At 45.0% G+C, this 25,621-nt stretch carries 23 protein-coding genes and 1 tRNA gene; 3 read left to right on the top strand and 21 right to left on the bottom strand.

The annotated features are described in order from the left end of the window. Window positions 1-11: 11 nt before the first annotated feature. Window positions 12-1,355: a glutamyl-tRNA reductase gene (gene hemA, locus F9802_RS00120; RefSeq protein ID WP_152149128.1), complete on the bottom strand. Its 1,344-nt coding sequence runs from the start codon at window positions 1,353-1,355 to the stop codon at window positions 12-14. A gap of 199 nt (window positions 1,356-1,554) precedes the next feature. On the opposite strand from hemA, the gene F9802_RS00115 reads away from it, so the two are divergent. Together F9802_RS00115 and F9802_RS00110 are read left to right on the top strand one after the other, a co-directional pair. Next, window positions 1,555-2,040 (top strand): LiaI-LiaF-like domain-containing protein, encoded by a 486-nt coding sequence (locus F9802_RS00115; protein ID WP_152149127.1) that lies wholly within the window; start codon window positions 1,555-1,557, stop codon window positions 2,038-2,040. A gap of 14 nt (window positions 2,041-2,054) precedes the next feature. Further along, a complete protein-coding gene (locus F9802_RS00110) occupies window positions 2,055-2,552 on the top strand; it encodes a DUF2062 domain-containing protein (RefSeq protein WP_152149126.1) in 498 nt (165 codons plus the stop codon). Window positions 2,553-2,611: 59 nt separating this feature from the next. Here F9802_RS00110 and yihA read toward each other — a convergent pair whose 3' ends face one another. From yihA to F9802_RS00025, 17 genes are all read right to left on the bottom strand, one after another. After that, complete coding sequence (gene yihA, locus F9802_RS00105) at window positions 2,612-3,199, bottom strand: ribosome biogenesis GTP-binding protein YihA/YsxC (protein ID WP_152149125.1); 588 nt, start codon at window positions 3,197-3,199, stop codon at window positions 2,612-2,614. After that, window positions 3,189-5,519: an endopeptidase La gene (lon, locus tag F9802_RS00100; RefSeq protein ID WP_152149124.1), complete on the bottom strand. Its 2,331-nt coding sequence runs from the start codon at window positions 5,517-5,519 to the stop codon at window positions 3,189-3,191. The genes yihA and lon overlap by 11 nt, the downstream gene beginning before the upstream one ends. 318 nt (window positions 5,520-5,837) lie before the next feature. After that, a complete protein-coding gene (gene lonB, locus F9802_RS00095; RefSeq protein WP_152149123.1) occupies window positions 5,838-7,508 on the bottom strand; it encodes an ATP-dependent protease LonB in 1,671 nt (556 codons plus the stop codon). Between the two features lie 382 nt (window positions 7,509-7,890). After that, a complete protein-coding gene (clpX, locus tag F9802_RS00090; protein WP_152149122.1) occupies window positions 7,891-9,153 on the bottom strand; it encodes an ATP-dependent protease ATP-binding subunit ClpX in 1,263 nt (420 codons plus the stop codon). Between the two features lie 689 nt (window positions 9,154-9,842). Continuing rightward, on the bottom strand, window positions 9,843-11,129 hold the full coding sequence (tig, locus tag F9802_RS00085) for a trigger factor (protein ID WP_152149121.1): 1,287 nt from the start codon (window positions 11,127-11,129) through the stop codon (window positions 9,843-9,845). A gap of 144 nt (window positions 11,130-11,273) precedes the next feature. After that, a complete protein-coding gene (locus F9802_RS00080) occupies window positions 11,274-12,251 on the bottom strand; it encodes a tetratricopeptide repeat protein (protein ID WP_152149120.1) in 978 nt (325 codons plus the stop codon). 167 nt (window positions 12,252-12,418) lie between these two features. Then, window positions 12,419-12,495 (bottom strand) — tRNA-Arg (locus F9802_RS00075). Window positions 12,496-12,673: 178 nt separating this feature from the next. Beyond that, a complete protein-coding gene (locus F9802_RS00070) occupies window positions 12,674-13,183 on the bottom strand; it encodes a metallophosphoesterase (protein WP_152149119.1) in 510 nt (169 codons plus the stop codon). After that, window positions 13,180-13,788, bottom strand: a complete 609-nt coding sequence (locus F9802_RS00065; RefSeq protein ID WP_152149118.1) for an XTP/dITP diphosphatase — start codon at window positions 13,786-13,788, stop codon at window positions 13,180-13,182. The genes F9802_RS00070 and F9802_RS00065 overlap by 4 nt, the downstream gene beginning before the upstream one ends. Before the next feature lie 18 nt (window positions 13,789-13,806). Beyond that, the gene (gene rph, locus F9802_RS00060; RefSeq protein WP_152149117.1) at window positions 13,807-14,547 is read right to left on the bottom strand and encodes a ribonuclease PH; all 741 of its coding nucleotides are present in this window, start codon (window positions 14,545-14,547) and stop codon (window positions 13,807-13,809) included. Window positions 14,548-14,721: 174 nt separating this feature from the next. Beyond that, window positions 14,722-15,768, bottom strand: a complete 1,047-nt coding sequence (locus F9802_RS00055) for a GerMN domain-containing protein (protein WP_152149116.1) — start codon at window positions 15,766-15,768, stop codon at window positions 14,722-14,724. 108 nt (window positions 15,769-15,876) lie between these two features. Beyond that, window positions 15,877-16,677, bottom strand: a complete 801-nt coding sequence (gene racE, locus F9802_RS00050; RefSeq protein ID WP_152149115.1) for a glutamate racemase — start codon at window positions 16,675-16,677, stop codon at window positions 15,877-15,879. Window positions 16,678-16,687: 10 nt separating this feature from the next. Continuing rightward, on the bottom strand, window positions 16,688-17,137 hold the full coding sequence (locus F9802_RS00045) for a MarR family winged helix-turn-helix transcriptional regulator (protein WP_152149114.1): 450 nt from the start codon (window positions 17,135-17,137) through the stop codon (window positions 16,688-16,690). Window positions 17,138-17,287: 150 nt separating this feature from the next. Then, window positions 17,288-17,512 (bottom strand): helix-turn-helix domain-containing protein, encoded by a 225-nt coding sequence (locus F9802_RS00040; protein ID WP_152149113.1) that lies wholly within the window; start codon window positions 17,510-17,512, stop codon window positions 17,288-17,290. A 220-nt stretch (window positions 17,513-17,732) separates the two neighbouring features. Further along, complete coding sequence (gene sdhB, locus F9802_RS00035) at window positions 17,733-18,500, bottom strand: succinate dehydrogenase iron-sulfur subunit (RefSeq protein ID WP_152149112.1); 768 nt, start codon at window positions 18,498-18,500, stop codon at window positions 17,733-17,735. Between the two features lie 2 nt (window positions 18,501-18,502). Further along, window positions 18,503-20,263, bottom strand: a complete 1,761-nt coding sequence (gene sdhA / locus F9802_RS00030) for a succinate dehydrogenase flavoprotein subunit (protein WP_152149111.1) — start codon at window positions 20,261-20,263, stop codon at window positions 18,503-18,505. Between the two features lie 55 nt (window positions 20,264-20,318). Beyond that, entirely contained in the window at window positions 20,319-20,927 is a 609-nt protein-coding gene (locus F9802_RS00025; RefSeq protein WP_152149110.1) for a succinate dehydrogenase cytochrome b558 subunit, read from the bottom strand. Between the two features lie 284 nt (window positions 20,928-21,211). Between F9802_RS00025 and F9802_RS00020 the strand changes: the two genes are divergently transcribed. Next, window positions 21,212-21,637 (top strand): YslB family protein, encoded by a 426-nt coding sequence (locus F9802_RS00020; RefSeq protein WP_152149109.1) that lies wholly within the window; start codon window positions 21,212-21,214, stop codon window positions 21,635-21,637. A gap of 477 nt (window positions 21,638-22,114) precedes the next feature. Here F9802_RS00020 and uvrC read toward each other — a convergent pair whose 3' ends face one another. The 3 genes from uvrC to F9802_RS00005 all read right to left on the bottom strand — a co-directional run bounded on the left by uvrC (window position 22,115) and on the right by F9802_RS00005 (window position 25,549). Further along, window positions 22,115-23,899, bottom strand: a complete 1,785-nt coding sequence (gene uvrC / locus F9802_RS00015) for an excinuclease ABC subunit UvrC (RefSeq protein WP_152149108.1) — start codon at window positions 23,897-23,899, stop codon at window positions 22,115-22,117. Between the two features lie 120 nt (window positions 23,900-24,019). After that, window positions 24,020-24,334, bottom strand: a complete 315-nt coding sequence (gene trxA / locus F9802_RS00010) for a thioredoxin (protein WP_152149107.1) — start codon at window positions 24,332-24,334, stop codon at window positions 24,020-24,022. 234 nt (window positions 24,335-24,568) lie between these two features. Beyond that, a complete protein-coding gene (locus F9802_RS00005; RefSeq protein ID WP_152149106.1) occupies window positions 24,569-25,549 on the bottom strand; it encodes an electron transfer flavoprotein subunit alpha/FixB family protein in 981 nt (326 codons plus the stop codon). Between the last annotated feature and the right edge of the window lie 72 nt (window positions 25,550-25,621).

Below are 25,621 nucleotides of genomic sequence, written 5' to 3'. Positions count from 1 at the left end.
AGTAACCTCGCTTACACTTGAAATAGTGGCTTTGTTTGAGCCGGCTGGATGCGCTGTTCCACTGTTTTCACCTGTTTTTGAGCTTCTACTTCTTCTTCAATATTAAAGATTTGCATAAACAAGGCCAGTTTTTCAGCTGATTTTTTATCCCCAGCCAGTTCTTTCGCCTGTAAAATCGGGTCTTTCAGCAGCTGATTGATGATGCTTTTCGTATGTTTGTTTAACACTTTTCGCTCACGTTCTGTTAAGTCCGGCATCTTCCGTTCGATGCTAACCATCGTTTCTGCCTGGATAGAGAGGGCTTTTTGACGAAGAGCAGAAATGACAGGAACGACGCCAAGCATATTGATCCACTCGTTGAAAGCGACAATTTCGGCTTCGATCATCATTTCGATTTTTTCCGCTGCTTTTTGGCGCTCAGCCAGATTTGCTTCGACAATGCCTTCCAAGTCATCAATGTCATATAAAAAAACACTTTCCAAGTCAGAAATAGCAGGGTCAAGATCGCGAGGAACGGCAATATCCACCATGAACAGCGGCTTCCCTTTACGCATTTTTTCGACTGCTGTCATTCTCTCTTTCGTAATGACATACCCGCTTGCGCCGGTGGAGCTGATTAAAATGTCCGCTTCCACAAGTGCACACTGGAGTTCGGCCAAAGTTTTCGCCTCGCCGTCAAACTTTTCAGCAAGTGAAACCGCTTTTTCAAACGTCCGGTTGACGACCGTTACCTTCGTGGCGCCGCTGCCATGTAAGTTTTGAATCGCAAGCTCGCCCATTTTACCGGCACCAACAACGAGCACATGCTTGCCAGAAAGATCGCCGAAAATCTTTTTCGCCAATTCCACAGCCGCGTAGCTGACAGAAACCGCATTTGCACCGATATCTGTTTCGGCATGTGCTTTTTTCGCGAGCGTGACGGCTTGCTTGAATAAGTGGTTAAAGACTGTGCCAGTCGCCTCGATTTCCTGGCCGCTCAAGAAACTTGAACGCACTTGTCCCAAAATTTGCGTTTCTCCGAGCACCATGGAATTCAATCCGCTCGTCACTTTAAATAAATGCTCAACAGCTGCTTCCTGCTCATAAATAAACAGAAAAGGGGTAAACTCTTCCTTTTCCATGCCAAACCATTTTGCTAAGAAGTTTTTAATATAATAACGCCCTGTATGGAGCTGATCAACGACCGCGTAAATTTCTGTCCGGTTGCAAGTAGAAATAATAACATTTTCTAAAATGCTTTTTTGTTTCCGGAGCTCTGACATGGCTTTTTCTAAGTCAGTATCTTGAAAAGATAATCGTTCGCGTATCTCCACTGGGGCTGTTTTGTAGTTTAGTCCCACCACAATAATATGCACGTTTGAAGGCACCCCCGTAAAAATCTATTACCTTTATTATAACACGGAACAAATTTTCCTTATTCACAATTTGTGAACATATGCTAACATTAAGAGCATGAAATCTGAAAAGAATGAATCTGTATAATCCCACTAGCTAGCGTAACAAAACAAGCACTAAGATTCAAGTTCGGAATACAGAAAGCGGGGAAATTGTCACATGAAGCAGCAGCGTATTTTTCCAGGTGTCATCTTAATTGGATTCGGTTTATATTTTTTCTTGCAACAAACCGCTACTGTTTTGTTTCAGCCACTTTTAAGCTGGCCGACGCTTCTCATCGTCATCGGTCTCGCCTTTTTGGCAGAAGCATACAGCGGAAGAGAAGGAAGCGGCATTTTGCCCGGTGTGATTTTAACCGGCTTCGGCATCCACTTTCACGTCGTGAACCATTTCGGCTTCTGGTCCAATGATACCGGTGTCTTTATCTTAATTATTTCACTTGGCTTTTTACTTCAATATCAAAAAACGAGAAATGGACTGTTTCAAGGCATGCTGTTTCTCGTACTGGCAGTTATTACTCTTTTCTACGATAAGGTGATTGAATGGCTCGGCCTTCTTGAAAACCGCGCCCTTTCCCTCTGGCAATTCTGGCCGGTCGTTTTAATAGCCGCCGGCGGCTATTTATTATTTATTAAAAAGAAATAAAGCGAGCGATCACCATGAGAAAAAAATGGATCAGACGGTTAAAATATATGCTTTTAAAGTTCTTTAGAATTCGCGGCAGCGCTCACAGCATATCCATCGGATTTACGCTGGGGGCCTCGATTAATTTTGTCCCTTCATTCGGCATCGGCTTAATTATTTCAGTCGCTTTTGCCAAACTGTTTAGGGGGAATTCCATCGCCGCTTTTATAGGAGGCATTTCGTTAGTCTGGTTTTTCCCCTTCTTATTTTACCTAAACATGGTCACTGGGGAATTCATTTATCCTCACGACATTGGAGAAGTCATTGAAAATGCAGTGGAGGACGCAGCTGTACTAAATGATCCTGTCATGACCGGTCTGTCTATAGGGCGTACATTCTTGATTGGGATGATTATTAACATGCTCTTATTTATCTTTTCCTTGTATCCGGCTATTTATATCTTGTTCAAACGATATCAAAAACGTATTTTACATTTTATATATGAAAAATGGGTGAAGAAACAAGGTATATAAGTCATCCTTTCATCAAAAGAACATTGAAAAAGCAGGCCTGTCTATACGGCCTGCTTTTGTTACTTCTTCATTCTTTTATGAATAATGCCCCACGTTTCATCTTTCCCCTGCCCAGTTTCAGAGGAGAAAACGACGATATCGTCTAAGGGATCAAATTCAAGTTTTTCTTTAATGACTTTCAAGTGCTTTTGCCACTTGCCTTTTGGGATTTTATCAGCCTTCGTAGCGACAACAACCGCCGGTATTTCGTAGTGCTTTAGAAACTGATACATCATGACATCATCTTCTGAAGGCGGATGTCTTAAATCAACAATTAACACGCACGCTTTAAGCTGTTCTCTCATCGTTAAATACGTTTCAATCATCTTTCCCCATGACTCGCGTTCTTTTTTCGAGACTTTCGCAAAACCATAGCCCGGCACATCAACGAAATAAAGCGCCTCTTCAATTTTATAAAAATTGAGCGTCTGCGTTTTTCCTGGTTTCGATGAAATGCGCGCCATACTTTTGCGCTGAATCATTTTATTGATAAAAGAGGATTTCCCAACATTGGAGCGGCCGGCAAGCGCAAATTCAGGAAGAAAACCTTCCGGATATTGTTCTGGCTTGACTGCGCTGATGACGAGTTCTACTTGATTAACCTTCATTATTTTCACCTGTTAGTGCGACTTTCAACACATCATCCATATGCGAGGCAAGAATAAATGTCAAATCGTTGCGCACGCTTTCTGGAATGTCTTCAATATCTTTTTCATTATCCTGCGGAAGAATAATCGTTTTCAGCCCTGCACGGTGGGCGCCAAGCGACTTTTCTTTGACGCCCCCAATCGGGAGCACACGTCCGCGCAACGTAATTTCACCAGTCATGCCGACTTCCCGGCGGATAGGCTGTGCCGTCAAAGCAGACACGAGCGCCGTGGCCATCGTAATGCCAGCGGACGGGCCGTCTTTTGGCACAGCGCCTTCTGGCACATGAATATGAATATCGTATTTTTCATGGAAGTCATCTTCAATGTTCAATTCTTTTACTTTGGAGCGTACGTAGCTGAAAGCTGCCTGCGCCGACTCTTTCATTACATCTCCAAGCTTGCCCGTTAAAATTAACTTGCCTTTACCAGGCGACAATGACACCTCGATTTGAAGTGTATCCCCGCCGACAGACGTGTAAGCAAGTCCGTTTGCCACCCCTACTTGATCGACTGTTTCTGCTTGTCCGTAACGGAATTTTCGCTTACCTAAAAATTCTTCCAAGTTTTTGCTTGTGACAACAATACGTTTCCTTTCCTCGGAAACAATAATTTTTGCTACTTTCCGGCAAATCGCTGCCAGTGTCCGTTCAAGGCTGCGGACACCGGCTTCGCGTGTATAGTAGCGAACAATGTCCTGGATCGCATCGTCTCTCACTTGAAGCTGCATCTTCGAGAGTCCATGCTCTTTTACCTGCTTCGGCAGTAAGTGCGATTTCGCGATATGAATTTTCTCCAGTTCCGTATAACCGGCAATTGTAATGATTTCCATCCGGTCGCGAAGTGGCCCTGGAATCGTCGCCAAGTCATTAGCCGTCGCAATAAACATTACTTTCGATAAATCATACGTTTCTTCAATATAATGGTCGCTGAAGTTAAAGTTTTGTTCAGGATCAAGTACTTCAAGCATAGCGGAAGACGGATCTCCTCTGAAGTCGCTTGACATTTTATCAATTTCGTCAAGCAAAAAGACCGGGTTGACTGTTTCTGCTTTTTTCATGCCTTGAATAATCCGGCCCGGCATCGCACCGACATATGTGCGGCGATGCCCGCGGATTTCTGATTCATCACGCACGCCGCCGAGAGAAATACGGACGAAGTTTCTGCCCATCGATTCGGCAATAGAACGCGCCAATGACGTTTTTCCAACGCCTGGTGGTCCCGCAAGACAAAGAATCGGTCCTTTTAACGACTTCGTAAGTTGCTGCACAGCTAAATATTCAAGCACACGCTCTTTCACTTTTTCCAACCCGTAATGGTCGCGGTTTAAGATCGCTTCTGCTTTTGCTACGTCTAAGTCATCCTTCGTCGCTTTCGTCCATGGAAGAGTGACAAGCCATTCGAGATAGTTACGGATGACTGCACTTTCTGCCGCGCTAGAAGGAATTTTCTCAAAGCGGTTAAGTTCTTTCAAAGCGGTTTTTTTCACATGCTCAGGCATATCCGCTTCTTCAATACGCTTAAGCAGCTCTTCGACTTCGCCGGTTTTGCCTTCTTTATCTCCAAGCTCTTGCTGGATCGCTTTCATTTGTTCACGCAAAAAATATTCTTTTTGCGTTCGTTCCATGGATGTTTTCACCCGCTGGCCGATCTTTTTTTCCAAATTCAACACTTGTTTTTCATTGTTCAATAAGTCAATAATTCGATTCAGCCGCTCTTTCACATCAAACGTTTCAAGAATATCTTGTTTCTCTTTCATTTTAATCGGCAAATGAGACGTCACAATATCAGCCAGGCGGCCCGGCTCATCAATATCTGTCACAGTTGAATACGTTTCCGCAGAAACTTTCTTAGACAGCTTAATATATTGTTCAAAATATTGCAGCAGTGTGCGCATGAGCGCTTCTGTTTCTGTATCTTTCGCCCCTTCGTCTTCTCGCGTCTCTACTGTTGCCGAATAAAAGGTTTCTTTATCTTCCAACTGTTTGAGCTTAGCCCGATTCAAACCTTCTACAAGAACGCGGATCGTGCCATTTGGCAGCTTCAGCATTTGCTTGACTTTGGTCAATGTGCCCGTTTCAAACAAGTCTTCCTGCAGGGGGTCGTCTATATTCGAATCTTTCTGAGTCGATAAAAAAATTAAATGATTGTCCATCATTGCCTGCTCCAGCGCTTCAATCGAACGCTCACGGCCAACATCAAGGTGCAGTACCATTGTTGGATACACTAATAAACCTCTAAGCGGCAAGAGGGGAACAGTGTAAACAGTTTGATTGCTCATAAACATAACCTCCATCAATCAATTCAAACATTAGGCGAAACAGCCGCCTGTTTTCTCTTTTACGTTTTCCACCTTAAAACAGGTGTTTTGTACAATCTTATCTTATTTAAATAGGGGTGTCCATTTTTGGGCAGCTTGTTAAACCTTCTGTCTTTCTACCTATTCCTCACTGGAACAGAAAGCAAACAACAATGGAGCTGTCCAAAAAGCAAAGAGCCGGGCACCTCCATCACCATATATAGTATAAAACGCTTGATAACATACTATACTTGGGCATGAGAGGAGCCAGGCACTTATGAGACAGCCTCATTAACATTATTATATAGATTTTTTTTCTTTAGATAGAATGCTTCCCGGCTTGACGAGTCCTTGCCGTTCTGCCTGCCTATCAAAAAAGTGATCGAATGCTTCTTGCAATTGGGAAATGGGTACCAACTCTACTCCTTGTACTTTTTCCAAAAGCAGCGTATCGTTTGCTTGCGGGAAAAGCACCTTTTTGGCCCCTGCTTCTTTGGCGGCAAGCACTTTTTGCAGCACACCGCCGACCGGTTTAATTTGGCCGTGCAGCCCTATTTCTCCAGTAATCGCTGTTGTATGATCTGCCGGATGACCGTAGATCGCCGAATAGACAGCCAGAGCCATCGCCGCTCCAGCTGATGGTCCATCTACTGGCACACCGCCGGGAAAATTAATAAAAATATCAAATTGTTCTACCGGTACACCGATTGACTTTAAGACCGTGACGGCATTTTCCGCTGATCCTTTTGCCATGCTTTTTCGCTTAATAGACTTTGCCGGCTGCTTGAGTGTTTCTTCCTCTACGATCCCGGTAACAGTAACCGCTCCTTTTTCTTTAGCAGGAAGCACAACCGCTTCAATTTCCAGCAAGGCGCCGCTGTTCGGCCCCGTGACAGCGAGTCCATTAACGAGCCCGACTCTAGGCTTCTCCGGAATGCGGGAAGTCCACTTCGGCGCAAGCCGGCTCGAATGAATGACCCACTCCACTTCACTATTAAGGATATCTTTTCTATTTTCCATCATCGCTATGCCGGCAGCCATTTGAACTAAATTAACGGCTTCCCGTCCATTGCGTGTATGGCCGGCAACAAGCGCCAGTCCTTTTTCTGTCATAGTCATATCCGCTTTTTCAGCGGCTTTACTGGCAATGTCGGTTAAATGTTTATTATCCAATTCGTTAAAATACACTTCCTGGCATCGGGAACGAATGGCAGCTGGTATTTCTTCCGGTTGTTTCGTTGTCGCGCCGATTAGGCGAAAATCTGCGGGAAGTCCGTGCTGAAAAATATCATGTATGTGTCTTGGGATTACGTCATTCTCTTCACTGTAATAAATGCTTTCGAGAAACACTTTGCGGTCTTCAAGTACCTTCAACAGCTTGTTCATTTGAATCGGGTGCAGTTCACCGATTTCATCGATAAACAATATACCGCCATGCGCGTTGCTGACTGCTCCTTTTTTCGGCTGTGGAATACCAGCCTGCCCGAGGGCACCGGCCCCTTGGTATATAGGGTCATGCACGGAACCGATGAGCGGGTCGGCAATGCCTCTTTCATCAAAACGGGCTGTTGTCGCATCCAATTCCACAAATACAGCTGTTGAAGCAAAAGGCGAGCGTTTATTTTTTTTCGCTTCATCCAACACAAGGCGGGCTGCCGCTGTTTTTCCTACTCCCGGCGGGCCGTATATAATCACATGTTGCGGATGGGCGCCGCAAAGAGCGGCCCGCAACGCCTTAATGCCTTCTTCTTGTCCAACAATTTCTAAAAAGCTTTGCGGCCTGATTTTTTCAGCAAGCGGCTTCGTTAAGGAAATCGCCCGCATTTTCCCCATTGCTTCCATCTCTTTTTTCGACTCGCGATCGATCGTTACTTTGTTTGTATGCTGTTTTCTTAGCATCGTAAAAAAGTAAAGGCTAATAATAAGCCCGAATACAAGCTGACCAACAATGGCAACAACTGTCCAATTCATATCGCATCCTCCAATACCGGCAAAGTAAACCTTGTCTAAAAGGCCGCTTTCTTTTGAAAGAAAACAAATCCTTTTACACATGATCCGTTTTTCCACCCGGACACAGCTATGTTAGCTGCCGAATGGTCCGTTTTATTATTTGCCAGTATTTCCTCGATTCGATACTCGTAAACAGCATTTAACGGAGAAATCCTTCTTATCACAGAAAAACAGGACAGCGGCTTGATCCTCAGCTGTCCCGTCTCCATGTTTGATTTAATTGTCTAGCTGCAGGCGCTAGCGCGTACGCTGATTTCGCTCTCTCTGTCGGAGTCCAAGAACGACTCCTTGTCGAGAGCTATAAATCCGCTACCGCGCTGAACAAGCGCCTTCCGCTTTTCTTTTAAGCTGATGTTTTTGTTAGGTCTATTTTTTGGCCGTCTTCGCCGAGCAGCCGTGGTGCAGCATTTTCGAGGACGGTTTCTTGTGTGATGACGCATGTTTTGATGTCTTCTCGTGATGGAAGGTCATACATAACGTCGAGCATGATGCTTTCAATGATAGAGCGGAGTCCGCGCGCGCCTGTTTTGCGTTCGATCGCTTTTTTCGCGATTTCACGAAGAGCGCCTTCTTCAAACTCGAGGTTGACGTCGTCAAGCTCCATCATTTTTTGATATTGTTTAACAAGCGCATTTTTTGGCTTTGTTAAAATTTCTACGAGCGCTTCTTCATCGAGCTGTTCAAGGCTTGAGATAACTGGAAGACGCCCGATAAATTCAGGAATCAAACCAAATTTCAGCAAGTCTTCAGGCACTAATTTAGAAAGAAGCGAGCCTTCTGCCACCTCTTCTTTTTTCGTGTCAGAGCCGAAGCCGATTACTTTTTGGCCAAGACGGCGTTTAATGATTTGTTCCACGCCATCAAATGCTCCGCCGCAAATGAAAAGGATGTTTGTTGTATCGATTTGAATAAATTCCTGATGCGGGTGTTTGCGTCCGCCCTGTGGAGGAACGCTCGCGACTGTACCTTCTAAAATTTTCAGAAGTGCCTGCTGCACACCTTCACCGGAAACATCCCGTGTAATCGAAGGATTTTCAGATTTTCTTGCTACTTTATCGATTTCATCAATGTAAATAATACCTTTTTCTGCTTTTTCCACATCGTAATCCGCCGCCTGGATCAGTTTAAGAAGAATGTTTTCCACGTCTTCTCCAACGTACCCTGCTTCAGTTAAAGAAGTGGCATCAGCAATCGCAAACGGTACATTTAAAATGCGTGCAAGCGTCTGTGCAAGAAGGGTTTTCCCACTTCCTGTCGGACCGATTAAACAAATGTTACTTTTAGCGAGTTCCACATCATCCACCTTGCTATTGGAATTGATGCGTTTGTAATGGTTGTAAACGGCAACGGCAAGCGATTTTTTAGCCCGCTCCTGGCCGATTACATACTCGCCCAAAATATCACGGATTTCTATTGGCTTTGGCACATCTTTAAATTCTACTTCTTCTTCCGTGCCAAGTTCTTCCTCTACTATTTCAGTGCAAAGTTCAATGCACTCGTCACATATATATACACCGGGACCTGCTACAAGCTTGCGTACCTGGTCCTGTGTTTTTCCACAGAAAGAACATTTAAGCTGCCCTTTTTCATCATTAAACTTGAACAATGATTTTCACCCCTTATGAATAATTACTCGCTTGTCCAGCTGCAGCGCCTAGCCACTCGAGGTCATAAGCTGATCTGGCTGCATAGCTGAGATACGCCATTTCACCATCTCATCTTATGCTTGTCGTGGCTGGACAGGCGCTTTCGCTTTTCCTTTGTCCAGCTGCAGCGGCCAGACTCTCGGTCATAAGCCGTCACGCCTGTGTGGCAAAGAACGCCACTTCAGCGATCCGTCTTATGTCTGCCGAGTCTTAACAGACCGCTTCCGCTTTTCCTTTGTCCAGCTGCAGGCGCTAGCGCGTACGCTGATTTCGCTCTCTCTGTCGGAGTTCAAGAACGACTCCTCGTCAAGAGCTACAAATCCGCTATCGCACTGAACGAGCGCCTTCCGCTTTTCTTGTTTAAAAAAGTTATGTATTGCATTGTATCACATTTTCCCCTATTCAAAAAACAAAAGGTCTTTTGTATATATAATGTGTTACCTGCTTAACTATTACTAAAACATTTCTTTTATTATCTAACTGCAGTGCTAGCGCGTATGCTGATTTCACTCTCTCTGTCGGAGCCAAAGAGCAGAGCCATAAATCCGCTGGCGCGCTGGACAAGCACCTTCCGCTTTTCCATATGTATGTAATGGGTAGAAAACAAGGCACGAGCAATTCGCGCCTTGTCTATCTTTACCTATATATATTATGCACTAGTTTTGCTGTTTTCCACAAGAAATTCGATCGCTTTACGAATTTTCAAGTCACCTTGCATGCCTTCCAGGTTGCCTAATGCTTTTTTAATATCTTCTACTGATAAGTTGAATTGATCTGCCATCTTGCTTAATTCCGCTTCTGTATCTTCTTCAGTTGCTTCCAAGTTTTCAGCTTGAGCAATTGCTTCAAGCGTTAAGCTTGTACGTACGCGTGTTTCAGCATTTTCCTTCATTTGACTGCGAAGGTCTGCTTCACTTTGGCCTGAGAACTGGTAGTAAAGATCAAGGTTCATGCCTTGCATAGAAAGGTTTTGTGTGAACTCTTGAAGCATGCGGTCGATTTCGTTCTCAACCATCACTTCCGGCACATCCACTTCTGCATTAGCCGTTGCTTTCTCTACAAGTGTGTCACGAAGCGTTTGCTCTGCTTCTGTTTTCCTTTGCTCTTCCAAGCGTGTGCGGATTTTTTCTTTCAATGCATCCAGTGTTTCTACATCTTCATCTGTTTCTTTTGCAAATTCATCATTTAGTTCAGGAAGCTCCTGAGACTTGATTTCATGAAGTTTTACTTTAAAGACAGCTGGCTTACCTGCAAGTTCTTCCGCATGGTATTCTTCAGGGAAAGCAACTTCCACGTCTTTTTCTTCGCCGGCTGCCATGCCGATCAATTGCTCTTCAAAGCCCGGGATGAACGTGCCGGAACCAATTACTAATGAATAGTTTTCAGCCGTGCCGCCTTCGAATACTTCACCATCAACAGAGCCTTCAAAATCAAGAACGACTGTATCGTCTTCTTCTACTTTGCCGTCTTCTTTCACAACAAGCTCAGCGTGACGCTTTTGCAAAGCAGTCAGTTCTTCCTGCACATCTTCATCTGTTACTTCTGTGCTTAGCTTCTCAGCTTCCAACCCTTTGTATTCACCAAGCTTTACTTCAGGCTTCACTGTAACAGTTGCTTTGAAAATCAGCTCTTTGCCTTTTTCCATTTGCTCAATGTCAATGTCCGGACGGTCAACAGGATCGATTCCTGCTTCTTCAACCGCTTTTCCGTACGCTTCTGGAAGAATGAAATCCAGTGCATCCTGGTAAAGAGATTCTACTCCGAAACGTTTTTCAAATAAAGCACGCGGCATTTTTCCTTTACGGAAACCAGGTACGTTAATATCTTTTACTACTTTTTTAAATGCGGAATCCAAACCGTTATTAACTGTTTCCACATCTACTTCTACTGTAAGAACCCCTTGGTTCCCTTCTTGTTTTTCCCATTTAGCAGACATAAAGTTCCCTCCAAAAATCTATAAATTGATCATCATGAACAGTATAAGTTGTTCGGCCGCCCTATGTATATCGTTTCCTACACAAAAAGGACACATTATGACCTTTACATTATAACATACGTTTTTTCTCTTTCAACAAAAAGGCTACATGATCGGCGAAGAAATTTCGTCTAATTTCCGCACAAAAGCGAGACCCAGCCGGATGTCCTTATTTGTTTCTTCCTCTATTGCCGGCTCTATTTCTTCATAATAAGCGTGAAGCAGCAGAAGGGTAGCTTCCGCCCACCCTGCCGGAGAAATATTGTCCGGCTCAAATGGATATAGCAGGAAAAAATGGCGCTTCACCATTTCCTTCGCCTGCTCAAGCAATACAGGATTCGTATCGGCCAACTTTTCCTCCAACAACTGAATCACATCTTTAAAATAATCTTTTTCAAACGCGTCTATCAGCCGGGCTGGTATGATCATTTCTTCAAAATAAAACTTTTGTACTTTTACCGGTTTTTCCACTCCGTGCTCTTTTAATACGTTTAAAACGAGCGTCTGCAAAAATGGATGATTATCCGCCTTTTGCAGCATAGCGGTGAGTTCATCGGCATATGGACGGATATTCACATGAACAAGCTCCATCAGCTTCAGCGTCTGTTCCCGCAAACTTTCTTTACCGGTAAAAAGCGGTTTCCATTCTGTTCCCGGGGAGTCGCTCATTTTTCTACTTAATTCCAGCAGCCGCTCAAAATACTCCCGCTTCTCTTCAGGCAGCTGCTTCTCTTCCATTAGAGCGGTGAGCGTGGAGTAAATCGTGTCATATTGCTTTTCGTGCATAAGAATTAGCACATAAATATCGAGCACGTCATAATAATCGCCGAGACCTTTATGAAGCATATCGCTGCAAAGTTCAAGCGCGCTTTTATAACGCCCGCTTTCGTACAACGCTAATAAAAGAGCCGTTTTCACGTCCCCTTCTTCAGCAAGCGGATACTCCAGCGCTTCCGACAAAAACAAAGCCGCCTGGTCATAATCTTTTGCTTCAAGTGCGGCTCTTCCTTTCTGAATGAGCGCTTCACCCGTTCCCGGGAAGATAAAGACGTTCCCTTTTCTATTCCACTTTTTCTTTTTCATCTTTACGTCACCCGATCGTCTCTGTCTGGATACGAACATTTCACTAGACAGCTGTTGTTTTCATTTACGCATCTTTTATTTCTGTAAGTGTAGCACGTCTGTTTTGAAAAAAAAAGCAAAGAAAAAAACCTTCCAGGCGATTGCCTGAAAGGTTGGTTCGTTATGTATGGCGTCCCAGGAGAGATTCGAACTCCCGACCGTACGCTTAGAAGGCGTATGCTCTATCCAACTGAGCTACTGGGACATGTTTTAACTCATTCTCTGTTTTCATCAGCATTTGAACAAGTTATGTAAGACATTTTTTATATTAACAATTCAGCCGAATAATGTCAACGGGTTTTTGAGAATTTTTTCTTCTTTTATTTTTATTGCTGCAAACATCTAACAAGAAGTGGAAGAAAGAGCGGCCAGCCGCTCTTTCTTCATAACATAAATGTATGGCTCAGTTCCGTAAGTTCCTGATGCCTGTCATCAAAAAACCGAACGGCGGCCTGTTGCTTGTCCACCTCGACGATAGCATAGGTTTTCTCCCGTCGCCCGCGCGGCAACGTGATGCTGCCGGGGTTTAAGAAAATGGCGTCATCGATTTTTTCCGCCCCAAGCAGGTGGGAGTGGCCGAAAAAGACGAAATCAGCCCCGTATTCTTGCGCTTTATATTTTAACTTCATGAGCGACAGTTTAACATCGTAGCGATGGCCATGAGTGACGAATATTCTTCTGCCGCCCACGCCTTCGACGACATCGTACGGAAACTCATCTTCCGTATCACAATTTCCTCTGACGACAATGTAACCGGCAATCGCCGGGTCGTCATCTGAAAGCTCGGAATCGCCGCAATGAACCATCACGTCCACTTCTTTTTCGTAGCGCTCTTTCAATTCTGTTAAAATTTCGCTCCAGCCATGGCTGTCGCTGACTACCAATACCTTCACTCTGTTTCACCGCCTATCAAATCCGGCAGCATGTTGTCTAATTTTTTGATCGCCTGGCCGCGATGGCTAATGCTGTTTTTCTCATCCGGCTGAAGTTCCGCCATCGTTTTCCCGAATTGCTCCACCCAAAAGATTGGATCGTAGCCAAAACCGTTCGTCCCCTGCTTTTCTTCCGTTATTATTCCTTCACACACTCCCGATACGGTCACCGTTTCTTTTCCAGGACGGGCGATCGCCAAGGCACAGTAAAAGCGGGCTGTCCGTTCATCTGCCGGAGTGCCTTTAAGTTCATGGAGCACTTTTTCAATGTTTGCTTTATCGTCTTTTTCTTCACCGGCGTAACGGGCGGAATAAACGCCCGGACGGCCGTCAAGTGCATCGATCATTAAACCGGAATCATCCGCAATGACGAGCTGCCCGGTTTGAGCAGAAATCGTTTCTGCTTTTAACACCGCATTTTCTTCAAATGTTTCTCCCGTTTCTTCGACATCCTCGAATAACGGATAATCGAGCAGCGTCTTCACTTCAATTCCGTAATCCGCAAACAAACTCGTGAACTCTTTTGCTTTCCCTTTATTTTTTGTCGCGATAATCACAGTCTTCATATCGTTTCCCCTTTTTGGTTACTTACCGATTTTTTCGGCGATTTCGCCAAGCGCAGCCGCTTGAATAGCAAATAGGCCGGTGACGCCTAATTGAGCGAGTTCTAGGAGTCGCTGCAAATCGTTTATGGAAAATGTCGCTTCTTCTCCTGTTCCCTGCAGCTCGACAAACTCGTTCGCTCCGGTCATGACAACGTTCATGTCCACTTCTGCCTGGCTGTCTTCTATGTAGTTCAAGTCTAACACGGCGCCATGTTCTTTGACGACTCCAACGCTTGTCGCAGCTAAAAAGTCAGTAACTGGGAATGATGGCCATTCTTTTTCCTCAAACAGTTTATTAAGTGCAAACGTCAGCGCCACGAAAGCACCAGTGATAGAAGCGGTCCGCGTGCCGCCGTCCGCTTGAATTACATCGCAGTCGATCCAGACTGTCCGCTCGCCGATCGCTTCTAAATCTACTACGGCTCTAAGGGCGCGTCCGATCAGCCGCTGGATTTCCATCGTTCTTCCCGACACTTTACCTTTTGAAGACTCCCGGATATTTCTTTGCCCCGTTGCCCGCGGCAGCATCGAATACTCCGCTGAAATCCAGCCTTTGCCGCTTCCTCTCATAAACGGAGGCACTCGGTCTTCAATGCTTGCTGTGCAAATGACTTTCGTGTCACCGACTTGAATCAATACCGACCCTTCCGGATGTTTTAAATAATTGGTTTCAATTTTTACATTTCTCAGTTCATGTGCTTCTCTTCCGTCAAACCTCATGTTAATTCCCTCCGTGGTCCCTATTTATCCCGCGTATCTTCTTATAGTAGCATCTTTTCTCCTCTGCATAAAAAGAAATCATTTATCTAATCGCCCAATGGCCGGATGATTAGATAGATGATCTGATAGGAAGTATTATCGGCAAATCTGCTCCATTTCATCAAATGAACGCTTTCACAAATCGATTGGATTCACTACCTCCGGCCGGGTCACCGAGCTGCTGAGCGGCTCTCCTTGTTCGGTCGTAATGTTCGAGCTGCCGCCGACTTGAATGGCCAGACTCTCGATTTGTCCGCTTTCCGTTAAAGATAAAGCGAGAGATTTCAACACATGCTCGGACACCATTTTACTTTCAAAGCTCCCGAGAACTGCTTCATTAAAATTCAGCGTCACCCGGCCGTCTTTAATGACCGGCTTCTCTAACAGCTCAGCTTCCGGCAAAAATTCTGTCACAAGCCCCGAGCCTGCTCTTGGTCCCTTAGCCAGTTCTTTGACAACAGCGGTAATTTGGTCTTCTTCCTTGTTACTGACGCGCTTCGTGACAGGTACGTAATAATAGCTTTCTCCCTGCTGGGCCATGTAATACACCGTCACGGGCCTTGTATCTGCGAGATCCACCGTGCCGGATGCATCCATATTAATGCCGGCCTGGCGGGTCATACCTTCTTCATCCAGCGCCATTTTCCCAATCGGCATTTCGGTCAGCGGATGACCGTTCACTTGCATTTTTACTCGCTTGACTGAATCGAACTGCGTCAATGTCCACGTGATGGACTGAACAATTCTCGCTTCATCCGCTTTCTCATATTCTTTAAATTCCGGGGAAAAGTCTACAGTTGCCGTACCATCTTCAATGTTCACACTTTTCACTTGTGTTCCAGCCGGCAGCACAGCCCGGAATCCATTAGGCATTAAATTGGAAATCGGCCCCTCAGCCACAAGATGTTCAAGCGCCTGCTTGGCCAAACTTTTTGTATTTGAAAGGGGCATCGTCTTAGAAACGACATAGCCATTTTTATCAATTAAGTACAGTTCCGTCATCACTACATTTTTATTTTGTGCAGCCTTCTGTTCTTCACTGCCAGCTAGGCTGTCCGTATAAACGACGGACTGCGGGGGATCAATTTTCTCTTTTTTTTCATCAGGCCACAATCCGCAGCCGGCTGTATAAACAGAAGAAATCAGAATGGCTGCTACCGCCGCCGTTTTCTTTTTTCGCATAACTACCCCTCCTAAAGCTATTTGTACTAAATATACGGGCGTTTCGAAAACTTAGAACTAGCTTGGACAAATCTTCTGTCTCTTCAAATAAAGATAAAAAAAATCCGCTTAGCCCTCTAAGCGGATCGCTTCAATGTGAATGTTTTTGTCTTGCAGCCAATCGGAAGCAATTTCATAAAATAAATCCCGTGAACCTGTCGTATAAAAAAGATGGGGAAGACGCAGGGTTTCTTTTGCCAGCAGCTGCTTATAATCCAAAATTGCACTGGCTTCACGGGCGGTTTCTTCACCAGAACTAATAATCTGCACTTGATCGCCAAGTGTATTCGCTATAACTGGTTCAAGCAGCGGATAGTGCGTGCACCCTAAAATAACTGTATCAATCTTCGTGCCTTTTAATGGCATCAGCGTTTCAGCGACGATTCTTTTAGCCATGGCGCTTTTATATTCCCCGCTTTCCACGAGCGGCACAAATTTCGGGCAGGCAAGCGTTGTCACCGCCGCCTTTTTATTGATCGATGTGAGTGCTTCTTCATAAGCGCCGCTTCGAATCGTTCCAATCGTGCCGAGCACGCCAATCTGGTCGTTTCTCGTTTGTTTAATAGCCGCTCTTGCCCCCGGGTGTATAACACCGATGACCGGGATAGAAAGCGCCGATCGAATTTCTTCCAGCACAACAGCTGTAGCTGTGTTGCAGGCAATGACGAGCATCTTGATCTTTTTCTCTATTAAAAACCGGGTCATTTCCCATGTGAATGTCTTCACTTCCTCTGCCGGTCTCGGCCCGTAAGGACAGCGGGCTGTATCTCCCGTGTAATAAATCGTTTCATTCGGAAGCTGGCGCATGATCTCTTTCGCTACAGTCAGGCCGCCTACTCCCGAATCAATGACTCCAATCGGTCTGTTCATTGCTCTCGCCTCATTTTGCTTTCATTTCCTGATGCATTTTTTCCAGATTGCTTTTCAAAGATAGTATTTCGTCTGAACTGAAATTCTGCAAAACTCGCTGAACATACAGCTGGCGTTTTTTGATCACTTCTTCGATAATTCTTGCGCCTTCATTCAATAGATGAATGCGCACAATCCGGCGGTCATTCATATCTTTCACTCGTTCGACGAGCTCATTTCGCTCCATGCGGTCAATTAAGTCCGTTGTTGTACTGAAAGCCAGAAACATTTTAGTAGATAGTTCCCCAATCGTCATATCCCCTTCTTCAAACAGCCACTGCAGCGCAATAAACTGGGGCGGGGTAATCTTGTAATCATTTAATATTTCACGGCCTTTTTGTTTAATAATGCCATTTATGTACCGCAATTCTTTTTCAATATCAGCGACACAATCGAACGATTCGTCAAAATCTGCTGCCATCGGTTAGCACTCCTTAATCATCGGTTCCCTTTTTCGAAAAATTGATGGGCTTCTGTCCTGCCATCTTCATTATTTTCGCTTTTTTTGCCGAAAAATGCAAGGGAAGTACAGGAAAACAGATGGCAGCCAAAGGCATGCCATCTGTTTTTATTAAAGCTTCAATTCACCCATTCTGAGCAATTCAATAATTGCCTGTGATCGTCCTTTCACCCCAAGCTTTTGAATAGAATTAGAAATATGGTTGCGGACCGTTTTTTCACTGATAAACAGTTCTTCAGCAATTTCTCTTGTTGTTCGATCCTCTACGAGTAATTCAAATACCTCTTTTTCTCTTTTCGTTAATAGCGGTTTACGATCAAAGCGATTCTCCCTCACTTGACATGTACCCTCCTCGCTTCCGCCAGCTTCTGATCACCTAATCAACGGAACGGCCGTTACGGTATCATATGTAAGGGTATGAGTAATTGACAACTGCCCGGGCGAAATTTCTTCATGATTTTATTTTACGCGAGAAAATGTCTTCATGAGCGCTTCTCCCCCTCCGTTTCCCAACAAAAAACAGCCTCCAGCTCGGATAGCTGAAGGCTGAAATTTATTAATCTACTTGATAGTCGCTTCCGAAGAAATCGCGGAATGACTGAATCGTTGTGTCGCGGTTTAATGCAGCAATAGATGTCGTTAAAGGAATACCTTTTGGACATGATTGCACACAGTTTTGTGAGTTTCCGCAGTTCGCAAGGCCGCCGTCTCCCATAATAGTATGAAGACGCTCGTCTTTATTCATGGCACCCGTTGGATGCGCATTGAATAAGCGAACTTGTGAAAGCGACTGAGGGCCGATAAAATCAGATTTGCTGTTAACGTTCGGGCATGCTTCGAGGCAAACACCACACGTCATGCATTTTGATAATTCATAGGCCCATTGGCGCTTTCTTTCAGGCATGCGGGGACCTGCGCCAAGATCATAAGTACCGTCAATTGGAATCCACGCTTTAACTCTTTTCAATGAATCAAACATGCGGCTGCGGTCCACTTGCAAATCACGAATAACAGGGAATGTGCTCATCGGCGCGAGACGGACCGGCTGTTCAAGCTTATCTACTAAAGCTGTACATGATTGTCTCGGTTTACCGTTAATAACCATTGAACAAGCTCCGCAAACTTCTTCAAGACAGTTCATATCCCAGGCAATCGGCGTTGTTTTTTCGCCTTTTGCATTGACCGGGTTACGCTGAATTTCCATGAGCGCTGAAATAACGTTCATGTTCGGACGGTATGGAAGAACAAATTCTTCTTCATACGGAGCCGAATCCAGCGTGTCTTGACGAGTAATAATAAAGCGTACAGTTTTATTTTCACTCATCTTTATTTCTCCTCCTTATTCTTAGAGTAGTCGCGTTTACGAGGAGGGATTAAGGAAATGTCCACTTCTTCGTAATGGAAACCAGGTGCTTCGCCTTCGCCTTTAAATGTCGCCATTGTTGTTTTCAAGAAGTCTTCATCATTACGGTCTGGGAAGTCCGGTTTGTAATGAGCGCCACGGCTTTCGTTACGGTTAAGTGCACCGATTGTAATAACGCGGCTCAAGTGAAGCATGTTTTTCAACTGACGTGTGAACATAGCTCCCTGGTTGCTCCACTTCGCTGTGTCATTGATGTTAATGTTTTTGAAGCGCTCCATTAACTCAACAATTTTATTGTCTGTTTCTTGCAGCTTGTCGTTGTAGCGGACAACTGTAACGTTCGCTGTCATCCATTCACCAAGTTCTTTGTGAAGCACGTAGGCATTTTCTTTGCCGTCAAGAGACATAATGTCGTTCCATTTCGTTTCTTCTTGTTTCACATGTCTGTCGAAAACAGAGGAAGAAATCGCATCAGCTGATTTTTCCAAACCATGGATGTATTTCACCGCATTCGGCCCTGCCACCATTCCGCCGTAGATTGCGGAAAGCAGCGAGTTTGCCCCTAAGCGGTTCGCTCCGTGCTGGGAATAATCACATTCACCAGCTGCGAATAAGCCCGGAATGTTCGTCTGCTGCTCGTAATCCACCCATAATCCGCCCATAGAATAATGGACAGCAGGGAAAATTTTCATCGGTACTTTACGTGGATCATCACCCATGAATTTTTCATAAATTTCAATGATGCCGCCGAGCTTAATATCCAATTCTTGAGGATCTTTATGGGAAAGATCGAGATAAACCATGTTTTCACCATTAATGCCAAGCTTCTGATTGACACACACATCGAAAATCTCACGTGTGGCAATGTCACGCGGCACAAGGTTTCCGTATGCCGGATATTTCTCTTCTAAGAAGTACCAAGGCTTTCCGTCTTTATACGTCCAAACACGTCCGCCTTCTCCACGTGCCGATTCACTCATGAGACGAAGTTTGTCATCGCCTGGAATGGCTGTCGGGTGAATTTGGATGAATTCACCATTTGCATAGTTAACCCCTTGCTGGTACACAATGGAAGCTGCTGAACCTGTGTTAATGACTGAGTTCGTTGACTTTCCAAAAATAATACCAGGTCCTCCAGTAGCCATAATAACGGCGTCGCCAGGGAATGATTGAATTTGCATCGTGCGCAAATCTTGACCAACGATTCCGCGGCAAATGCCTTCGTCATCGACAATGGCTCCAAGGAATTCCCAGCCTTCATATTTCGTAACGAGTCCTGCTACTTCAAAGCGGCGCACCTGCTCGTCAAGTGCATATAAAAGCTGCTGGCCTGTTGTCGCACCAGCGAACGCTGTACGGTGATGCTGTGTGCCTCCAAAACGACGGAAGTCAAGCAGCCCTTCAGGTGTACGGTTAAACATTACACCCATACGGTCCAATAAATTAATGATGCCAGGAGCCGCTTCTGTCATTGCTTTTACCGGCGGCTGGTTCGCTAAAAAATCCCCGCCGTAAATCGTATCATCAAAGTGAATATAAGGCGAATCCCCTTCACCTTTCGTGTTTACCGCACCGTTAATACCGCCCTGTGCGCACACAGAGTGAGAACGCTTAACCGGAACTAATGAAAACAGGTCAACTTGCGTCCCTGCTTCCGCTGCTTTAATTGTAGCCATTAAACCGGCTAATCCGCCGCCGACTACGATAACTCTTCCATTACTCATTGAGACTCACTCCCTTTTCTCCCAATTCCGAACTTAACTTATTTCAATGATTACCTTATACGAACGCAAAAATTGCGCGAAGACCAACGATTGAAAGCGCAACGAAAATACCCATCGTGACAAACGTCATGATGCGCTGTGAACGAGGAGAAATTGTAATCCCCCAGCTTACACAGAAAGACCATAAGCCATTGGCAAAATGGAATACAGTCGAAATGACACCCACTATGTAAAAGCCAATCATGAACGGATTAGAGAATATATCCGCCATCATTTGATAGTCCACGTTAGCGCCAAGCATTGCCTGGATTCTTGTTTCCCATACGTGCCATGCGATGAACACAAGTGTGATCACGCCGGACACACGCTGCAGGAAGAACATCCAGTTTCGGAAGAATCCGTATCTGCCTGCGTTATTTTTTGCTGTAAACGCAATGTACAATCCATAAATGGCATGGAATAATAGCGGCAGGAAAATGATAAACGCTTCCAACAAATAACGGAATGGCAAATTCTCCATAAAATGAGAAGCGTTATTAAATGCTTCCTCGCCTCTTGTTGCAAAGTGGTTTACGACCAAATGTTGCACTAGAAACAATCCTACAGGTATGACACCAAGCAATGAGTGCAGCCTGCGATAAAAAAACTCTCGGTTGTCAGCCATGTTTTACCCCCCTTAATCTTGAAGCATCCGACAAATTTTTCAAAGTTTCGTCAACGCTTCGTTTTATAACAATTATGTGACAAGACCATTTTACTCTCATCCCTCAGAAGCGTCAAGAATGCTTATACATCTTTTTGTATTGTAAAAAAGCTAAAGGAAGTGAACGATCCTTCAGTATTTTCACCTTTATTTTCAATTTTATTATTTTAGTATATCAACCTTACAAACTTCTTTTTTCTCTTTCAGCAGTTGTATATAATGGATAACAGAAAGTGGGGATAATATTGACGAATCAACTCGACAAACAAGAAACAGAGGGTCTTGCAGTGCCCGTTTTTGGTTATGAATTAATCAGAGACGCCTTGTTAACAGACGTGCTCGGCAAAGAAGGCGTTTCGATTCTCTATTGGGCAGGAAAATCACTTGCCAGAAAATTCCCGTGCGGAAGCGCTGAAGACCTCTTTTCCTTTTTCCACGAAGCCGGCTGGGGCACTCTTGCTCTTTTGAAAGAAGCAAAGCGTGAAAAGATATTTGAACTGAGCGGTCCGTTTATCGAAAGAAGGTTTTCTGTTCAGTCAGAGCCATCATTTACGCTTGAGAGCGGATTTTTAGCGGAACAGATTGCCTTGCAGGAACAAACAGGAGCTGAATCAGTGATTGATGTGCAAAAACGGTCGAAAAAAGTCTTATTGACCGTCAAATGGGAATAGTGAGCTAAACATTAAAAGGAGCTGATTTTTACCAGCTCCTTTTTTGTTGTCCAGCTCCAGGTGCCATCTCTATGGTCTAGCCAATCCGTCCAGAAGGTTAAAGAACAACCTTCCAGCCGGCTCGTCTTATGCTTGAGGCCCGCAGGAAGCGGGTCATGCAGACGTTGCCACAGGAAGTGGCGAATTTAGTCTGCGTTCCTTAATAGGCAGGCGCCTTGCGCTTTTCTTTTGTCCAGCTCCAGCGCCTAGCCCCTCGAGGTCAAATAACCTTTCACCAATGAAGTCAAAAGGCGGACTTCTTTATAGAAAAGCGGAGCCGACTGTTCTGGGGCGACAAGCATATGACAGGCTGACGAAATGGTGTTTTTCAGCCATGCAGTCGGGCTGGCATATGACCTCGAGCTCCAAGGAGGCGCAGCTAGACATTGGTGAAAGAACATTTTTGCCTAAGGCTGATCAAGGCGCTTGCGCTTTTCTTTACTTGTCGGGCTTTTCTTGCAGCTGCCCGATAATTTCTGCAGCTGTTTTCTCCGGAATACCGATCGATCTCAGCTCTTCCATTGTCGCTTCCTTCAGTTTTTTCACTGATCCAAAATGCTTCAACAGCTGTTTTTTCCGCTTGGGCCCCACTCCGGCGATGTCATCCAAAATCGATTGAAAAGCGCTTTTTCCGCGGAGCTGACGGTGAAACGTGATCGCAAAGCGGTGAACTTCATCCTGGATACGCTGCAGCAAGTAAAACTCCTGGCTGTTATGCGGAAGCGGCACGATTTCAAGCGGCGTGCCATACAGCAGCTGCGATGTTCGGTGCTTGTCATCTTTCGCAAGGCCGGCAACCGGAATGTCTAAATTCAGCTCATTTATGAGGATATCTTTTGCTGCCTCGATCTGTCCTTTGCCGCCATCAATGATGATTAAGTCCGGCAGCGGCAGTTCCTCTTTGAGCACGCGGCTGTAGCGGCGGCGGATGACTTCTCTCATGGATCCATAGTCGTCCGGCCCCTGCACGGTTTTAATTTTAAATTTGCGGTATTCTTTTTTTGCCGGTTTGCCGTCAATAAACACAATCATTGCCGATACCGGATCTGTTCCTTGAATATTCGAGTTGTCAAATGCATCAATCCGGAGCGGTACATGAATATTCATCTTTCGGCCAAGCTGCTCTACTGCTTTAATCGACCGTTCTTCATCGCGCTCAATCAGTGCGAACTTTTCTGTCAGTGCAGCCTCAGCATTACTTACCGCCAGTTTGACGAGATCTTTCTTTTTTCCTTTCTGCGGCTTAAGCATTTTTACTTCGATCAGCTGCTCAGCAAGAGATTCATCCACATTTGCCGGCAGTAAAACTTCTTTCGGCTTAAAGTGGTTCGGCTGATCGTAAAATTGGCCGAGAAAAGTTAAAAATTCTTCTTCCGGCTCATCGTAGATAGGAAACAGAGAAACGTCGCGCTCAATCAGTTTTCCCTGGCGGACAAAAAACACTTGCACACACATCCAGCCTTTATCAACAGCATAACCGAACACATCACGGTCCGTAAAATCGGTCGTATTGATTTTCTGCTTTTCCATCGTTGCTTCAATATGAGTGATTTGATCGCGGAATTCTTTCGCCCGCTCAAATTCAAGATTTTCCGCCGCTTCGTGCATTTTTGCCGTCAGCTGTTCTTTTACCTGCTGGTGGCCCCCATTTAAAAAGCGAGTTATTTCATTCGTCATTTCCCGGTACTGCTCTTCCGTTACTTCTTTTACACACGGAGCGAGACACTGCCCCATATGGTAATAAAGGCATACTCTATCCGGCAGATTCAAGCATTTTCTGAGCGGATATAATCGGTCAAGCAGTTTTTTCGTTTCATTGGCTGCATAAGCATTCGGGTACGGGCCAAAATATTTCGCTTTGTCTTTTTTTACTTTCCGGGTAATGATCAGCCGCGGGTGTCTTTCAGCTGTCAGTTTAATAAACGGATAGCTTTTGTCATCCTTCAGCATAATGTTGTATTTTGGATCATGCTTTTTGATTAAATTTAATTCAAGAATTAATGCTTCGAGAGCAGATGAAGTAATAATGTATTCAAAGTCTTCTATTTCCCCGACAAGACGCTGTGTTTTCGCATCATGTGAACCGGTAAAATAAGAACGGACACGATTTTTCAACACCTTTGCTTTGCCGACATAAATAACTGTGCCTTGCCGATCTTTCATTAAATAACAGCCCGGTTGGTCCGGGAGCAGCGCCAGCTTGTTTTTGATATTCAGATTCATTTTCCCACCTCCCGGACAATAGCTTCATTATTGGTTAAAACGTCCGTTCCCAGCTCAAATTTGTTTTCGTACAAAAAACCGTCTTCTGCCTGTGGCAGAAGACGGTTTTCCCGCATTTAATTAAGCGTGTTTGTTTACTAGTTCAGCCAAAGCTTCTTTTGGTTGGAAGCCAATAACTTTATCAACAGGCTCGCCGTCTTTGAATAAAATAAGTGTCGGAATGCTCATCACACCATATTTTCCAGCTGTTTCCTGGTTTTCATCCACGTCAATTTTGACAATTTTCACTTTGTCCGCCAATTCTGCATCGAGCTCTTCCAATACAGGAGCGATCATTTTACAAGGTCCGCACCACGGAGCCCAGAAGTCTGCCAGCACAAGGCCGCTTGTTGTTTCATCTGAAAAGTTTTGGTCAGTCGCTTTTACAATTGCCATTCAAAAAACCTCCTATAATTACAATATACTATGGTCAGTATAGCACCGTTTGATGGACGATGCTATTTTTTTGCTTCACACTCTACTTTTCCCTTTTTCATTTCATTTACTCTTATTAATTGAGAGGTTGTTTGTTCAGGATTGAAGTGGTTTTCCTGAATGAATGCAAACTTTCCCTGAATCCCGCACAAGCAAAAAGCTGATGCACCCGGCATCAGCTTTTTAACGTACAGCTTATGAAGAAGTTACTTTTAATTTTTTAAATTCTTCTGTCAGCAGCGGCACGACTTCAAACAAGTCGCCGACGATGCCGTAATCCGCCACGCTGAAAATACTCGCTTCTGGATCTTTATTGATCGCGACAATCACTTTCGAGTTCGACATGCCCGCTAAATGCTGGATCGCACCGGAAATGCCGCAAGCGATATAAAGATCTGGCGTCACCACTTTTCCTGTCTGCCCAATTTGCAGCGAGTAATCGCAGTAGTCGGCATCACACGCCCCGCGGGACGCACCGACCGCACCGCCAAGCACACTAGCCAGCTCCTGCAGCGGCTTAAAGCCTTCTTCGCTTTTCACGCCGCGGCCGCCGGCGATAATGACTTTCGCTTCGGATAAATCTACGCCTTCCGCTGTTTTGCGGACGACTTCCTGGATGATCGTGCGGATGTCTTTAATGTCCACTTGTATAGAAGACACGCCGCCTGAACGGGATTCGTCTTTCGCAAGCGGCGCGATATTATTCGGACGGACTGTCGCAAACACAAGACCGTCACTCACTTTTTTCTTTTCGAACGCTTTTCCGGAATAAATCGGGCGTGTGAACACGACTTCGCCGTTTTCTTCTTCGACTGTTGTCGCATCAGAAATGAGTCCGGCGCCAAGACGGGAAGCAATCTTCGGCGATAAGTCTTTTCCTAAAGCTGTATGTCCGAAGACAATGCCTTCTGGGTTTTCCTGATCGACGACCGCAAGCAGTGCCTGCGAATAGCCGTCCGATGTGTACTGTGCTAATTTTTCACCTTCCACTGTCACGACGCGGTCCGCTCCGTAATGAATCAGCGGATCGGCCAGCCCGCTCACCGAATCGCCGATCAGCACCCCAATCACTTCTCCGCCTTCTGCGACTTTCTTTCCAGCGGCAATCGCTTCAAAGGACACGTTTCTGAGCGCCCCGTCACGTACTTCCCCTAACACCAATACTTTTTTTGCCATGTTCGTCCCCTCCTGTCTTGTTTGTTAAATCACTTTCGCTTCTGTATGCAGTGCGTTTACAAGCTCCTTCAC

The organism is Bacillus aerolatus, assembly GCF_009183655.1.
GTDB classification, from domain to species: domain Bacteria; phylum Bacillota; class Bacilli; order Bacillales; family Domibacillaceae; genus Pseudobacillus; species Pseudobacillus aerolatus.
This window is presented reverse-complemented; position numbering and strand designations above follow the sequence as displayed.

Coding starts and splice junctions, on each gene's coding strand:
- F9802_RS00115 (WP_152149127.1), top strand. CDS start 1,555: ATGAAGCAGCAGCGTATTTTTCCAGGTGTCATCTTAATTGGATTCGGT.
- trxA (WP_152149107.1), bottom strand. CDS start 24,334: ATGGCAATTGTAAAAGCGACTGACCAAAACTTTTCAGATGAAACAACA.
- F9802_RS00080 (WP_152149120.1), bottom strand. CDS start 12,251: ATGAAAAAGAAAAAGTGGAATAGAAAAGGGAACGTCTTTATCTTCCCG.
- yihA (WP_152149125.1), bottom strand. CDS start 3,199: ATGAAGGTTAATCAAGTAGAACTCGTCATCAGCGCAGTCAAGCCAGAA.
- racE (WP_152149115.1), bottom strand. CDS start 16,677: ATGAACAGACCGATTGGAGTCATTGATTCGGGAGTAGGCGGCCTGACT.
- rph (WP_152149117.1), bottom strand. CDS start 14,547: ATGAGGTTTGACGGAAGAGAAGCACATGAACTGAGAAATGTAAAAATT.
- tig (WP_152149121.1), bottom strand. CDS start 11,129: ATGTCTGCTAAATGGGAAAAACAAGAAGGGAACCAAGGGGTTCTTACA.
- uvrC (WP_152149108.1), bottom strand. CDS start 23,899: ATGAATCTGAATATCAAAAACAAGCTGGCGCTGCTCCCGGACCAACCG.
- F9802_RS00065 (WP_152149118.1), bottom strand. CDS start 13,788: ATGAAGACTGTGATTATCGCGACAAAAAATAAAGGGAAAGCAAAAGAG.
- F9802_RS00055 (WP_152149116.1), bottom strand. CDS start 15,768: ATGCGAAAAAAGAAAACGGCGGCGGTAGCAGCCATTCTGATTTCTTCT.
- F9802_RS00110 (WP_152149126.1), top strand. CDS start 2,055: ATGAGAAAAAAATGGATCAGACGGTTAAAATATATGCTTTTAAAGTTC.
- sdhA (WP_152149111.1), bottom strand. CDS start 20,263: ATGAGTAATGGAAGAGTTATCGTAGTCGGCGGCGGATTAGCCGGTTTA.
- sdhB (WP_152149112.1), bottom strand. CDS start 18,500: ATGAGTGAAAATAAAACTGTACGCTTTATTATTACTCGTCAAGACACG.
- F9802_RS00025 (WP_152149110.1), bottom strand. CDS start 20,927: ATGGCTGACAACCGAGAGTTTTTTTATCGCAGGCTGCACTCATTGCTT.
- F9802_RS00045 (WP_152149114.1), bottom strand. CDS start 17,137: ATGGCAGCAGATTTTGACGAATCGTTCGATTGTGTCGCTGATATTGAA.
- F9802_RS00005 (WP_152149106.1), bottom strand. CDS start 25,549: ATGGCAAAAAAAGTATTGGTGTTAGGGGAAGTACGTGACGGGGCGCTC.
- lonB (WP_152149123.1), bottom strand. CDS start 7,508: ATGAATTGGACAGTTGTTGCCATTGTTGGTCAGCTTGTATTCGGGCTT.
- lon (WP_152149124.1), bottom strand. CDS start 5,519: ATGAGCAATCAAACTGTTTACACTGTTCCCCTCTTGCCGCTTAGAGGT.